Genomic DNA, 13,940 nt, shown 5'->3' on the forward strand with positions numbered 1-13,940 from the left:
TCGGCCCAGCGAAACTGATGCGGCGGAAAGAGGGCCGAGATGGGAATCTCGGCCCAGCGAAACTGATGCGGCGGAAAGAGGGCCGAGATGGGAATCTCGGCCCGGCGAATCTCGGCCCGGCGAATTTTGGCCCGGCGAATCTTGCCCCAGCGAGTCTCGGCCCGGCGAATTTTGGCCCGGCGAGGCTCCCTTCTTGATAGCTGCCAGCTTCTTACCGAGCCACCTCGACTGTTCGCCGCTGACGGCGGAGAAATACTCGGTCAGCAGCGTGGTTTGCTCGGTGCTGAGGTTGAAGCTTGGCATTCGCACGCTCAGCCACGGTCGGATCGTTGTGACGTCGCGCATGTACTGATAGGTCCACTGAGCCGTCACGCGCGCCCCCTGACCGGGAAGACGTGGCGGAGCCTCGGCAGCCTGAAAGTGGAGTTCGTCACCCGCCGGCTTCCAGTAGTAAGCGTGGATGGCGGCTCCGTTGCCGTCGATGGCGTGACAGGCGGTGCAGTTGAGCGATCGGGCGAGATTGCGACCCCTGGCGGCCACGCCCGCTGGTGAGTGGTCACTGATGATAAGCGACGCATCGACGTTGGGTGCCCGCCTGGACAGAACGAATGTGGCCAGGGAACCGGCTTGCGTGTTGTCCATGAAGAAATTGGGCATTCGCAGACGGGTCAGCGGCGGTTTGTCACGGCCGCGGTCCCACATTCGGGGATTACGCAGTTTGTGCCACACGAAAGATGCGTGCGTTCTCTCAATCTGGACCGTGAGATTGTCCGGAATCCAGCGGAGCCAGGGCTGCTCGCCGGTTGTCGGGTACAGTCTTTGGAATCGCGTGTCGGTCTTCGTACGTCGTAGCATCGGGTCGAAGAAGCCGAAGTCGAGTTGACCGGCCGGCTTGTCTGCCCACCGGGTCAGTTCCGGTCCTATTCGCGGGGCGCGCTCGAGACCGGGAATCTGGTGGCAACCGGCGCAGCCATAGTGAGCCAGCAGCCGCTGCCCGACAAAGGCCCATTGTTGCTGGACCGGCGTCATGGCTGCGACTCGATCGGCCGCGGGTTTACGACCCGAGGTCGCGGCCTGGAGCCGATCGGAGATCACGGCCTCTCCGCTCTCGCCGGCTGCGAGGACTTCACGTGTGATTGCCTCACATACGGCTTTGTAGTTCTCCGAGGATGCGCGGCCGGTCGTGGCTGGTCGCGTCGCCTGCATTTCACCGGTTTCCAGGTTGCTGAGGTACAAGGCCAATGCGGTAGCTTCGTCGAGTTCGTCGGCCGCCGGGGCCGGGGACGAGGTCGGCTGAGTGGTCAGCCTCATGCGAGGCATTCGTGCTCCCGGCGAGTATCGACCTGGGTCGGCGAGCCATTCTCGAACCCACGGCCCACCTCGCCGTTCGCCGCCCATGTTGGACAGGTCTGGTGCGTAACGCACCATGGCCGCTTGGACTGTGCCTTCCGGCGCAAACAAGACGTCGACGTCGTCTGAATGGCGCAAGTCCGCGTGGGTTCCGTTGTTTGAGTCGCCGGATTTGTGCCTCAGGTCAGCCGGCCGTGATGTGGCCAAGCCGTAAGGTCCGCTGCGACGCTCGGTAGGGGGGTGGCATCCCAGGCAGCCGAGTTCGTTGAACAACCGACGACCCTGTTCTCTGGCCGCTGTCACGACTTCGGATTCCTGCAGCTCAGGAGACCATTCTCGGCCCGGCTGCGATGGCTCATCCTGACTGATTGCGGCAAGATACGACCACATGGCGTCAATCTCAGCCGCGCTTCGGATGTCCGCATCGTTTCCGGCCGGCCCGATGTTGTTTTCCTGGCGGAATGATTGCGGCATGGTGGTCCAGGGCCGCAAATCCCGAGGCGACAACACGTATTCGCCAAAGAACCGTTCGTTGAGGGTGATTTGGGCTTTGGCCAGCGAGGGCCCAACCTTGGGCGCGTTATCTAAGCCCTCGATCAGATGACAGTTGACACATCCCCATCGTTCCACCAGGACACGTCCTCTATTAAGCCGGCGGGCGACGGCGGGGCCGGCGGGCATGGTCGTGTCGGAGATTTGCGGGTGGCACTTTGCACAGCCGGCCTCGGTGCCCCATAACGGGAGCATCGGCCGCTCCATGGCGGCGCGGGCCGTGCCGGCCGATATCTTGGCGTGCCCGGCGAGCACGAAGTCCGTTTCATCGCCGTTGCCTTCGTGGCACACCGTGCAGCCCATCTGTTTCATCGGGTGTGGCGAGCGGTCGGAGACGTAGAGGTCGAGTTGGGGGTGCGCCGCGGCAGGGGTATCGCAGTTGAGCAGTGATGAGCCGCTTTGCCGGAGATGCCTATTAGCGTCTATCACCAAATCGCCAAGGAGCGAGACTTGGTCAACTGGACTCAACGCGGGCCAGATCCGACTGTTGTCTTGGGCTTTGGGGAGGCCAGGTACCTCAGTTACCCACCCACCCAGTCGTGAATCCTGAGACTCGCTCCGCGGATTCAGGTTCTGCCGTCGGATACGCTCGCTGATTTGGAGCAGAGCATCGGTCAGCTTCGTGGCCAGTCGGTGAGTGCTGAGGTCGTCGGCGTCGATTGCTGCATGACAGGTCATGCAGCGGTCGGTGGTGGCCGTCTGTGTGAAGTGCAGATCACGGCGGACCAGAGGGAGCACCACTTGGCGGATGGCGAGCGACTCGGACGGCGGCGCCGGCTTTGTGTGGACTTGCCCTGAGGCCAACTCGTTCAGTCGTCGCAGAGCGGTGCGAGTCTCAGTCACGTTCCTTTGATGAGTCTTCCAGGCGGGCGTCAGGTCCAGCCAGATCCACGCCAGCAGGCTGATGAGCAGTGCGAGGCTTGCGCAAGCGAACACCACGCTGAGCCGACGCATCTCACAATAGCGGTTGCTGCCGTCTGCCATGGGCCATCGCGTTAGAAGAGTGCCGGTCAGCCCACAGCGTCGGAGATTCGCTTGCACTGGGTCAACAGCCCGGCGAGTTTTTCGAGCGGCCACACGGTGGCCGAATCACTTTTGGCTTTGGGCGGATCGTCGTGGACCTCGAGGAACAGGGCATGGGCCCCGGCAGCCACGGCCGCATTGGCCAGGGTCGGCACCAGCTCTCGTTGTCCGCCTGACTGAGTTCCCGCCGCACCTGGCAACTGGCAAGAATGGGTTGCGTCAAAGACGACGGGAGCGAAATGGGCCATCTTGGCGATGGAGGTCATATCGTTGACCAGCCGCCCATATCCGAAGAAGGTTCCCCGTTCAGTCAGGAGTACGCGCTCGTTGCCGGCCTGACGGACTTTCCCGACGGCCAATCCCATCTCTTCAGGGGACATGAACTGTCCCTTCTTGATGTTGACCGCGCGGCCTGTGTCGGCGGCTGCGACCAGGAGGTCGGTCTGGCGGCAGAGAAAAGCGGGAATCTGCACTACATCCAGGACTTGTCCGGCCGCAGAGGCCTGTTCGGGGGTGTGTATGTCAGAGGTTACCGGTATGCCGAGCGTCATGTGGACTTCGGAAAGGATCGCCAAGCCGACCTCAAGGCCGGGTCCTCTAAAGCTGCTTATGCTGGAGCGATTGGCCTTATCAAAGCTGGCTTTGAAGATCAATGGGATGCCGACCTTGTCGGCGACGGCCTTGATCGCCTCGGCGAGGCGAAGAGTATGCTCGCGAGACTCGATCACGCAGGGGCCGGCGATAAGAACCAGCCCGCGGCCGGGGCCGATACGGATGCCGGCGACTTCGATGCTTGGGACGGGGCTGAGATCTGTCATGGTGTGGATTCTACAGTCTTGTCGCTTCAGGTGGAACAAGCACGCGGAGGGCTCTGGGGCGAACCTTCAGATCGAGCGGCAGATGTCCAGCGGCCTCCCCGTCAAGCTCCACAGGAACAGGGTCGTCGGACTCGACGCGAACGTTTTGGAGACGACGGTACAAGACGCCGCCATGCTCCACGTGCGTGCGAAGCATTGTCCGCAGCGAGTGCCCTATCAGCCGAAGCCGGCCGCGGCAGGGAAAAACACAGAGGTCGAGAAGTCCGTCATCGCAAATTGCGTCGCGGATGACTCTCAGGCCGAGCGAGTAGCGGGGCAGATTGCCGACGAACACCAGACCCTGGCCTTCCCACAGCAGCGAATTCCCGTCGTAGACCCGAAGTCTCGGGAAACGATGTTCCCAGAAGGTTCTCCACAACGGGGTGCTGTAGGTCAAGTGGCTGATGTGACCGGTGCGCGTGCCAGCAAGCCGATGGACGACTTCGGCGTCAAAGCCGACCCCGGCGACGATGAGAAACGACCGGCCATTGGCCTGCCCAAGATCGATGAGTCGGACTTGGCCGTGCAGGAGGCAATCGAGGGCGGCTCGGGGGTTGGCGTGGAACAGAAAGCTTTTGGCAAAGAGGTTTTCGGTGCCCGTGGGCCAGACGACGAGGGGCAAAGGACCGTGGGCCAATCCATCTGCGACCTCGTGAACGGTCCCGTCTCCGCCGACGGCCATCACCGCTCGGATGGAGCTTGCGTTTCTCGGATCAGCCGAGATCTCGGCTGCGAGTCGTCGTGCGCTGCCCGGCCCGTGGGTGACCTGGTAGTGAATTTCGATGCCAGCCTGCTTCGCCAGGGCGATCATTTGGCTTAGCGGCCTGCGGTCCGTCCCCGCACCGGCTATCGGGTTGACTATCAGAACGGCCCTCGTTCGCGCGTAAGTCATTTCCAGGGAAAGCCTTAAAGGCCTGGAGCGGTTTTCCATGGCGAAGGCAGAACGGCCTGTCGCTTGCCTTGGACCCGCAGAGTGCTTGGGTTTGCGGCTATTCTCGCCTCAAATGAGGTCCATCAGCAAGATCCGGAGGCCATTGGGGTGGAAACAAGGGATGCCGGGGTGAACGGGCAATCCGTCGGCAAGTCAACCCGTGGGGGTGCAGAACGGTTCAGGCATGGGGGTACGAGCGGCTATTGGAGAGGTTGCAAGCGACTATGTCTCGATTGACCTCCCTGAAGTCGATTGGGAACGGGTCAGACAGCGGGAGCGGGTGATTCGTGACGGTCGCGGGTTTGAGACAGGCGCCTCCGGTGTTTGGGACCCTACCTTTCGCCACTTGCCGAGGGGCGACAAAGGGGAGTACAGGTCAAGGGGTAGCCCAGCGCGGTTCCGGGCGAATTTGGTCACCATAAGATACTTGCTGTCAATAAGTTATATCGTTTCTTGGGTTCGTTTGACGCGGCGGTCTGGCAACTGCCGAAGTCTGGCGGGGAAATTAGCGGTGCTTGTGCGGAGGTTATCCATTTTGACTTTTGGGTTCGTTCGGCTGGGAGTGGGGAAAAAGGCAAGTTGTCACCGGCCGGGCAGACCGTGGAGTGAGGCTGCTTACATGTCAAAGAGCCCGGAACCGCAGGCGCCCGCCAAGTGCGGGCAGAGGATCTCTGCTGATCCCGGTGATGACATAACACGATGGCATACTCCGGCGGGATGCGTGTGTGCGGAGCGGCGTGGGGGAGGGATGACCGATGCCTGGCGCCGAGGGGGTTTGAACAACTCGCCCAGGGGGCTTGTGGCCGAGGCTAGAACATCCAAAAATGCATAGCGAACCGGTTACGGGGGGTGGTTGTTCGTGCAAGCGGCTGGGCTGGGGCGCGGGGCCGGAGCATTCAGGGCGTGGGGCAAGGTACCTTGCATGATGATGATATATGAGTAGACTCTTTAAGCTTTCCCGGGGTCATGGTTGTGTAGCAGCGGGGCCGACCCGGGGGAATGCGCTGGTTCTCACACGCGATAATACGGAACAACATAGGAGAAATGATGGACAACGTCCTCGCGTTGATTCGTGAAAAGAGGCTCGACGAGGCGGAGGCGGAGCTGAGCCGCCTGCAACCTGGCGATGCCAACTACCACTGTGCTCGGGGCTTGCTGTTGAAGGCCAAGGGAATGACGCAGGAAGCGATAGATTCGCTGGAGGCAGCGTGTCGGATGGACGCGAGCAGTCTGGAGGCGGTCTTTCACGCGGCTCGCATACAGGACCTTTACGGCGATGACGAGGCGGCCATCGAAAACTATCGCAAGCTGGTCGAGCGTCCGACGGTTCCGGTCAACGTTCTTTTGAATCTGGCGGTGCTGCTCGAGGACCACGACGAATACGAAGAAGCTCTCAAGCTTGTCGAGCGCGTCTTGAGGGAATATCCCAATCACGCCAGGGCCCGGTTGTTCCGGAAAGACATCAAGAGCTCGATGAACATGCTGTATGACGAAACGCAGGAGCAATCGCGAGAGCATCAGAGCGCTCTTCTGGAAACGCCGATCACCGATTTTGAGCTGAGCGTCCGCAGTCGCAACTGTCTCAAGAAGATGAACATCAACACGATCGGAGACCTGCTGCGGATCACGGAGGCGGAGCTGTTGTCCTATAAGAACTTCGGCGAGACGTCGCTGGAGGAAATCCGGGCAATGCTTCAGCAGAAGAATCTGAGGATCGGAATGCTCAGGGAGGAGTCGCAGAAGGCGACCCGATCGATGCCGCAGCGTCAATCGCCTCCCCAGGGTTCTCCTGACGCGCTCAACAAGCCGCTTTCGGAGATTGAGTTTTCCGGCCGTTCGCGGAAATGTTTACAGAGGCTGGGCCTGGTGACCCTGGGAGATCTCACCCTCAAGACCGAAGCGGAGCTGTTGGCCACCAAGAACTTCGGGCAGACTTCTCTGAATGAGGTCAAGCACAAGCTGGCAGAGTTCGGATTGTCGCTTCGCAAGTGAGCACCCTCGTGCGGATGGTTAGAGCTTTGCGGCCGGACACCTGTGCGGCTTGCGCGCATGTTTCCGGATCGCAGTGCGTTTGGGTTGCGACCCGCAGAAAGGCGGTCCGTCAGCGTAATCGGGCATCGAGGCTCGATGTGCCCTGGGGGCATCGGGGCGGCATGGCCGACCGAGGTCACAGGGACGGCGAGAGGTGTGAATAATGGGGCGATTCGAAGGGCGGCAGGAGTTGCTCGGGCTGCTGATTCCGGTGCTGTTCATGACCGGGTGCGATGGTCCGAGCTCCGAGCCGGTTGCTGCGCCGCTGCGTTCCGTTGCGACGGCTCGGTCGGCCCCGGGGCTGGACCGTACGATGCGGGTTCTGCTTGCCGCCGATCTTCCCAGTTATCAGGTGGCGGTGCCGGGTCTTTTCGATCTGATCGATGCGGACGGGCACAAGGTTCTTTGCCAGGACGCGGGCGCGCCGCAGTTGACGATCCAGTTTGGGCCAGGGGCAATCGCCTTCCTTGAGTTGGAGCGGGTGTTTGAGGTTGAGGCCGTCGAAATCGTGCCGCACGGTCCCGAACCGGTGACGGTGTTTCTTGGCGATCAACGTTCGAGGTATGCGGGCACGTTGACCGTGTACCGATACTCCGACGACACGGGCGCGCTGGTCAACAGCGTCGACGTGGAGGATTACCTGGTCTCGGTGGTCGCATCGGAGGCGCCGGCCACCTTTCATCCCGAGGCTCTTCGTGCGCAGGCGATCGTGAGTCGGACCTACGCATGGTATCAGAAGCGGATGGCCCCGCCGGGCAGGCGGTGGGATCTGATGGCTAGCGAGGGGTCGCAGGTGTATTCGGGCATACCATGGGCTCCTGCCGGGCGACTGTCTGCGGAGGCCGTTCGGGATACGCAGGGGCTGGTCTGTACGTGGAGGTCGCCTCAAGGCGAGCGGATTTTCTGCGCGTACTTCAGCTCAACTTGCGGCGGTCACACGCAAGCCGCAGGTCCGGTCAAGAATGAGTCAACCATTCCCCCCTTGTCGGGCAATGTCAGGTGCGATTACTGTGCCGATTCGCCGTGGTTCTCATGGGGGCCGGTCAGGATCAGCAAGAAGGTTGTTACGAAGCGATTGCGACAGAAGTATCCCAGGTTTCAGAATCTCAGCCAGATCGAGGAAATCCAAGTTGTTGAACAGACGGCACAGGGTCGTCCGGTCCGCCTTCGACTGCTCGACGCCAGGAAACGGTCGATCGAGCTGGAAGCGGAGAACTTTCGGCTGACGGTCGACCCGACCGGGCGCGAATTGCGGAGCACGTTCTGCAAGATCCAGTCCCGCGCCGATCATTTTGTGTTCTCGGAAGGAAAGGGTTTCGGGCACGGTTTAGGTCTTTGCCAGTATGGCGCCGATGGCATGGCCAGGGCGGGCGCCGATGCGGCATACATCTTGAGGCATTATTATCCTCAGTCGAGCCTCAAGCGGGCCTATTGATCTTTTTCGCGGACGCCGGCAAGGGGCAGCCGGGGTGAGAGCAGGGGCGTGGAATCTGCCTGGCCGGACCGCCTGGCCTGCAGGGATGGTGACATGACAGCCGGATCCCGACACGTTCTGTCCGCACTGGTTCGCATCGCCATCTGCGTTTTTGCGGTGTACTGGCTGGCTCGCGCGACCGAATGGGATCAGTTCAAGCAAGCCATCCTGGCGGCGGACTGGGGACCGGTTGTGCTGAGCTTCGCGGTGTTCGGTCCTACTCCTGTGGTTCTGGCCTTGCGCCTCAAGTGGCTTCTGGCCGTGCATGGCGTGTCCTTGTCCGTGTGGCAGGCGGTCAAGGTGACGTTTGCAGGGAACTTCATTATTGGCACGACGCCTTTGGGGACTCATGGCGGTGACGCGATGAAGGCCTATTACATCGCCCGCGACACGCCTTACAAGCACGAGGCAGTGACGACCGTTTTCGTGGATCGGGTGATCGGGGTGATTTCTCTGGTGGGGCTTGCAGGGGTGGTCTGCCTGGCGAACTGGCGAGACCCGGCTTTTTCGAAATGGGGGCAGATTATCGGGCTGACGGTTCTCGTGTTGCTGGTTGGCGGGGCCGTTTATTTCTCCGGCCGTCTGCGGCGACTGCTCCGGATCGACCGGTTTCTGCTCTATCTGCCTCTCGGGTCGCACATTCATCGGATCGACCAGGCGGCGCTTGAGTTTCGGAACCGCCCCGGGCGTGTGGCAGGGGGGCTGGTGCTCACCGTTGTTCTGCAGGTGATCGCCATCATCTCTCATTTTCTGATTGGGTGGGGGTTGAACATGGTCGGCGAAGACCCCTGGGGGGCGTTGCCGGTCTATCTGGCGTTTGTGCCGATCTGTTTTCTGGCCGGTGCCTTGCCCATCGGGGCGATGGAACTGACCTATGTCGAGCTTTTCGCGCGCAGCGCGGGTCTGGGAACACCCGAGACAGCGACCTTCCTTTCCCTCCTCAGCCGGCTGATCCAGTTGCTTTGGGCGATGCCGGGTGTACTCGTCGTCTTGAAGGCCGGCAGGCCCCAGCCGATAACAGATTCCGAACCGGCGGATGCAGCCGTCGCATCCGAGGGGCGGCCTCACTAGCAGATGCGCTCTGGCCATCTTGCACGTCATGGTCGGGGCGGCGAAGGATCCCGACTTTCACACGGGGTTTCCAAACGTCCGCGAAGAGACGAATTCGGATCAGCAGGACTGATCGGGGTGCCGCGTGTTGGTCGCGACCGATAAGGTGGTCTTCAATCTTTGACGCTGTTTCCGCCGGATGCTCTTGAATTCCGCCTTGGCGGCTTGAACAATCCAGCAGCCCGAACCGTCGGCTGGTCCGGGCCGGGGTACGCAGCTCGTGGAGTTGCGGCGGAGAGGATGGAAGCAGTTATCGGCCGGGATTCGTTAGCAGGGCTGTTTCCAGTCCTAACGCCTGCGTTGACAGGAACCTTGGTGTCCACGATTATACGGTGCAGACACATCTTGGACTGCCGGCAGCCCAGGATGTATTCCCATTGTGGGAGCTGCCTCGGAGCGACACTCCTCGATAATGTTAAGTATCTGTGGAGTAGGAATTTATGAAACGCCATTCCCGATCCTGCCTGGGCTTGGTTCTGATCGCGGGCCTTTTCATGTGCGTGCCGTTTCTTGTCGGGCAGGGCTGCCTGCCGGACAGCGGGCGGCCGACGCCCGGTGATTCCCTGCCAGTGGTTAACGTGATCGCGCCGTCGGTGAACCGGACGGCCGTGGCGGGTGACACGATCACGGTGCTTTACGATGTGTTGAACCCACCAGTGGGGTCCGCTGGGGCCATCCAGGTGTGGGGGTTTTACGATCGTGACGGCGTTTACGACGGAGACGAACAGACTTTTGCATCATCGCTGGCGAGCGGGCAGGGCAAGTTCACTTCCTTTAACACGAGCGGTATCAGCCCCGGGCCGCTCTACATCGGCATTGCCGCCGAGAATGCGGCGGGCAAGACCGTCGATTATGCGCCGGCTCGCATTACGCTGAGCGCCACTGCCGCGGTCACGTTTTCGGCGCCGGATGGGGACCTGACGGTGGGGCCGGGGGCGACCATTCCGATCGTGTTCAGCGCGGGCAGCGGCGTCACCAACTTCACCTGGAGCCTGTTCTATGATACGGACGGCGCCTTCAACGGTGATGAGTTCGTGATCGAGACCGGTGCGAACACCACTTCTTCCGTTGTCAGCAGGGAGTGGGCCATTCCGCTCGACACGCCGCCGGGGACCTACTACATCGGTGCTCGGGTGGTGACTGCCGACCAGGGAGAGAACATTGGCTATGCGGATGGAGCATTGATCATCACCACGGGGCCGTATCTTCAGATTCTGTTGCCGGCTCCTGACACGGCGGTGGCTTTGGGCACTCCCGTGCCCATTGTTTTCGCGGCCGGTAATCCCGAGGCCGCCGATCCGTTGATTCGGATCTTTGTCGACCCGGACACCGATCCCGCAAACGGCAACGGTACTGATCTGGCTACGGTCGCCGCGAGCACGGGCGGTTTCGTCTGGCGATCCACTGCGGATTTTGAGCCCGGGTACTACTATGTCGGCGCTGAGATGATTGGTGTTGTCCCGAGCCTTTTCGACTTCGGCGGGCCGGTTCACTTATTGGGGGCGGGGGAGTATGTACCTGGCGGAGGTGGCGGCGAGGGTTCCTCGCCACTGTTGACCTTCCGCGTTCCTGCCAGAGACGAAGTTCGTTTTTCGGGCGAGCAGTACATGATTCGGTGGTCGACGAATCTGACGATCGGGCAGGGCACGATCGAGGTGTTCCGCGAGCCGGACGTCAATGACGATGGCGTACCCGACGGCGCCGACCGAAGGGTGGTGCTCAGCCCGGCGGGCCTGGATGCCAGCACGATGCAGTGGGAGTTCGATACGAGCGGCGTCGTCGGCACGTACTTTATCGGCGGAACGGTAGTTCCCCAAGGCGGATCCCCCGTCACTGCCTATGCCAAGGGCACTTTGACCATTCTGCCGACTACTTTCTGGGTTGGCGATCTTCGGACGCTGAAGCCTGACGAGGAGCCCGACGTTCGGAGTCTCTACTTCAAGGGAGCCACTTTCATGGGTCACAATATCGGTGACAACCTCGGCAGCGCCATGCTTGTGGCTGACGATTACGACAATGACGGCATTCAGGAAATCGTTCTGGCCGCCCAGTTTGGCAAGCCCTGGCTGATGGCTCAGGGCGGGCGGGGGGCCGGAGAGGCGTACATGATCTACGGCGCGGCCGGACGACAGTACCTCGGCGATTACAACGTGAACTCGACGGGTTCGGCGAAACTGCCCGGATTGATCTTCGCGGGTATTGCTCCGAACCCGAACCAGCCGAACACCGAGCGGGGAATGGCCGGAACCAGCGTCCCGTACACGGTCGAGGGAGAGCCTTGCCCGCCTTTCTCGACCGAGGGGTTGCGATCCCTGACGCTGATTCCCGATCAGGACAATGATGGCAAGAAGGAGATCGTCTTCGGCTTCCCGTTCTGCAACTCGTACAGCCTCAGCTATCAAGTGGCGGACGGGACTCACCCGGCGCCTCTGGCCAGCTTGGGGCGTCTGGAGAACAATGGACACTTCCTCCGCGGGGGCGTGGTCATTGTGGCGAGTACAAACTCGCAGATGTCCTCACGGACGGCGTTAAGCCGGCATTTCGACCGTACCATGATGCTTCATGAGGTTGGGCAGGTGTTCCGGACGATGTATCCGGGCGTCGGCAGTCCCAACGAGTTCTTTGATGTACCGGCGATCCATAACTTCCTTCCGAAGTGCTGCGATTTTGACCCCCCGCTCGAGGACGATATCGACGATATCATCTTCTTCCCTGGGGAAGGTTTTACACAGAACACCTTATCGCAGCCGGTGTTCCCGAAGTTCTATTTCGGATACGACAACGAAATCGCGGGCATGGGTATTGACCCGCCGCGGCTGGCCTCACCGTTCCAGATCGTCTCTTCGGAAGATATGCACGCTCTGGCGCGGATCATTTACTGGGGAGAGACGCTCTCGGTGTCTCAAGCGGATCTCCCGCCCAGCCTGATGGGCGGGCGCGACGCCGTGGGTGTTTGCTCGTCGACCTCGTCCGACGCACAGGGCACTCCGGTCGATCCGTTCGGGCTCTTCCCGCCGGCCGGCTACATGCGAGTTACCGGGACGGGCTTTTACTATGCTTCGCTTTCGTTGCCCATGCTTGGCGACCCAACTTGCGATCCGGGCCTCCTGTCGCCGTATGAAGGCGGGGCCGGCGGCTACTGTCCGTCAGGGCGAATGTCACCGCCGCGGGAGCCATACGGCTGCCGGATTCTCGGGCAGACGACCACACAGTTGGGGACGGATCCACCGACGACGGCGAATCGTTTTGCGCACTCGGTCTCGGTTTGCGGCGATTTCCTCCTGATTGGAGCGCCGAACCGCACGGCCCAGAAGGCGGACGTTGCTCTCTTGCGTATTGACCCGTCGGCCACCGACCGGCCTGAGTCGGGCACCGTGTACATGTTGCAGCTCAAGCGGCCGGGTGTGCCCGCGCACAAGTACATGTGGAATTCACAGGGCGACGTGGTGACGGACGATCAGGGGAATACGAGCATCAGCGATGTGTCGACCGTGCCGACTCCTCACAACTTCATTATCCAGGATCTCGGCTACGTCCGTTGCGAATGCTGCCCGAAGAACAATTTCTGGGAGCCGGGCGACGTGGCGTTTGAGATGAGCCGTCCGTTCCATATTGTCGGCATGCCGGGCGATCATATCGGTGACGTCACGGGGTTGCTGGACATCAACAATGACGGTGTGGACGACTTCGCGGTCGGCGGGGCCGGGACCAACGGTGATCGCGGTGCGGTGTATGTCATCTACCGTCGCCAGCCGGAGATCGAGTCCGATTACCTGCTCGAGCGGCTGCAGTTGAACCCCGGCAACCTCAACCGTCTTAACGGTCTGTTTATTCTGGGTCGACCGGGCGAGCGGCTGGGCACCTCGATTGCCGGCGCCGGTCCTCGCCCCGACGAGTTGAAGGACGACTACAACGGCGACGGCTACTCCGATCTGCTGATCGGCAGTCCGAACATCTCTTCGGGCGGCCACTATGCTGCCGGCGAGGTGTTCATTCTGTTCGGCGGCCAGAACCTCTTGAGCCCGCAGGGCGGCATTACGATTCCGCAGCTTCGCGACCAGGGTTACGGCATGGTCATCTCCGGCGTTCAGGCCAACGGTCACGTCGGAAGCGCGGTGGCGAATGCGGGCGACATCAACAAAGACGGGATTGCCGACATCATGATCGCGGCTCCGGACGCCAGCCCGATGTTCGACAGCGATAGCGACGGAATCCTGGATTCGGTCGGCGTCGATCTCGACGGAGATCGGGCCACTGATGATCTCGACGGTGACGGAACGCCGGATGACCTGACCGGTGCCGGTATCGTGTACATCGTTTTTGGCGGCAAGCATCTGACGGGCACGATCAGTCTGGATCAGATCGGCACCGAGAACCTGCCTGGACTGGTCGTCGTCGGGAAGAAGGCCGGCTATCATCTGGGTGGCGGTGTGACGCAAGGGGGATTGGCCGTACGCGGGATCGGTAGTGCCGGTGACGTGGATGGCGACGGATACGACGACATGCTGCTGTCCTCCGTTCTCGCCGATCCGGAAGGGAAGACCGACGCCGGCGAAGTCTACCTGATCTACGGTTTCTCGACTCCCATCAAGCCGAGGAAGTGAGCATGTGA

General features: G+C 61.5%; 7 protein-coding genes. 4 read left to right on the forward strand and 3 right to left on the reverse strand.

From position 1 onward, the window contains the following. The 3 genes from PLL20_11075 to PLL20_11085 form a co-directional block, all read right to left on the reverse strand. Positions 1–2,886: cytochrome c (locus PLL20_11075; GenBank protein ID HPD30528.1), on the reverse strand; the 2,886-nt coding region annotated here is incomplete at its 3' end. A 26-nt stretch (positions 2,887–2,912) separates the two neighbouring features. Then, a complete protein-coding gene (gene kdsA / locus PLL20_11080; protein HPD30529.1) occupies positions 2,913–3,743 on the reverse strand; it encodes a 3-deoxy-8-phosphooctulonate synthase in 831 nt (276 codons plus the stop codon). 10 nt (positions 3,744–3,753) lie between these two features. Then, entirely contained in the window at positions 3,754–4,674 is a 921-nt protein-coding gene (locus PLL20_11085) for a diacylglycerol kinase family lipid kinase (protein HPD30530.1), read from the reverse strand. A 1,083-nt stretch (positions 4,675–5,757) separates the two neighbouring features. Between PLL20_11085 and PLL20_11090 the strand changes: the two genes are divergently transcribed. The 4 genes from PLL20_11090 to PLL20_11105 all read left to right on the forward strand — a co-directional run bounded on the left by PLL20_11090 (position 5,758) and on the right by PLL20_11105 (position 13,932). Beyond that, positions 5,758–6,705, forward strand: coding sequence for a DNA-directed RNA polymerase subunit alpha C-terminal domain-containing protein (locus PLL20_11090; GenBank protein HPD30531.1), 948 nt, complete (start codon positions 5,758–5,760; stop codon positions 6,703–6,705). Positions 6,706–6,907: 202 nt separating this feature from the next. Then, a complete protein-coding gene (locus PLL20_11095) occupies positions 6,908–8,179 on the forward strand; it encodes a SpoIID/LytB domain-containing protein (GenBank protein HPD30532.1) in 1,272 nt (423 codons plus the stop codon). A gap of 93 nt (positions 8,180–8,272) precedes the next feature. Then, a complete protein-coding gene (locus PLL20_11100; GenBank protein ID HPD30533.1) occupies positions 8,273–9,289 on the forward strand; it encodes a lysylphosphatidylglycerol synthase transmembrane domain-containing protein in 1,017 nt (338 codons plus the stop codon). Positions 9,290–9,768: 479 nt separating this feature from the next. Further along, positions 9,769–13,932 carry a hypothetical protein gene (locus PLL20_11105; protein HPD30534.1) on the forward strand — a complete coding sequence of 1,388 codons (4,164 nt, stop codon included), beginning with the start codon at positions 9,769–9,771 and terminating at the stop codon, positions 13,930–13,932. Positions 13,933–13,940: the final 8 nt, after the last annotated feature.

Source organism: Phycisphaerae bacterium (assembly GCA_035384605.1).
GTDB lineage: Bacteria > Planctomycetota > Phycisphaerae > UBA1845 > PWPN01 > JAUCQB01.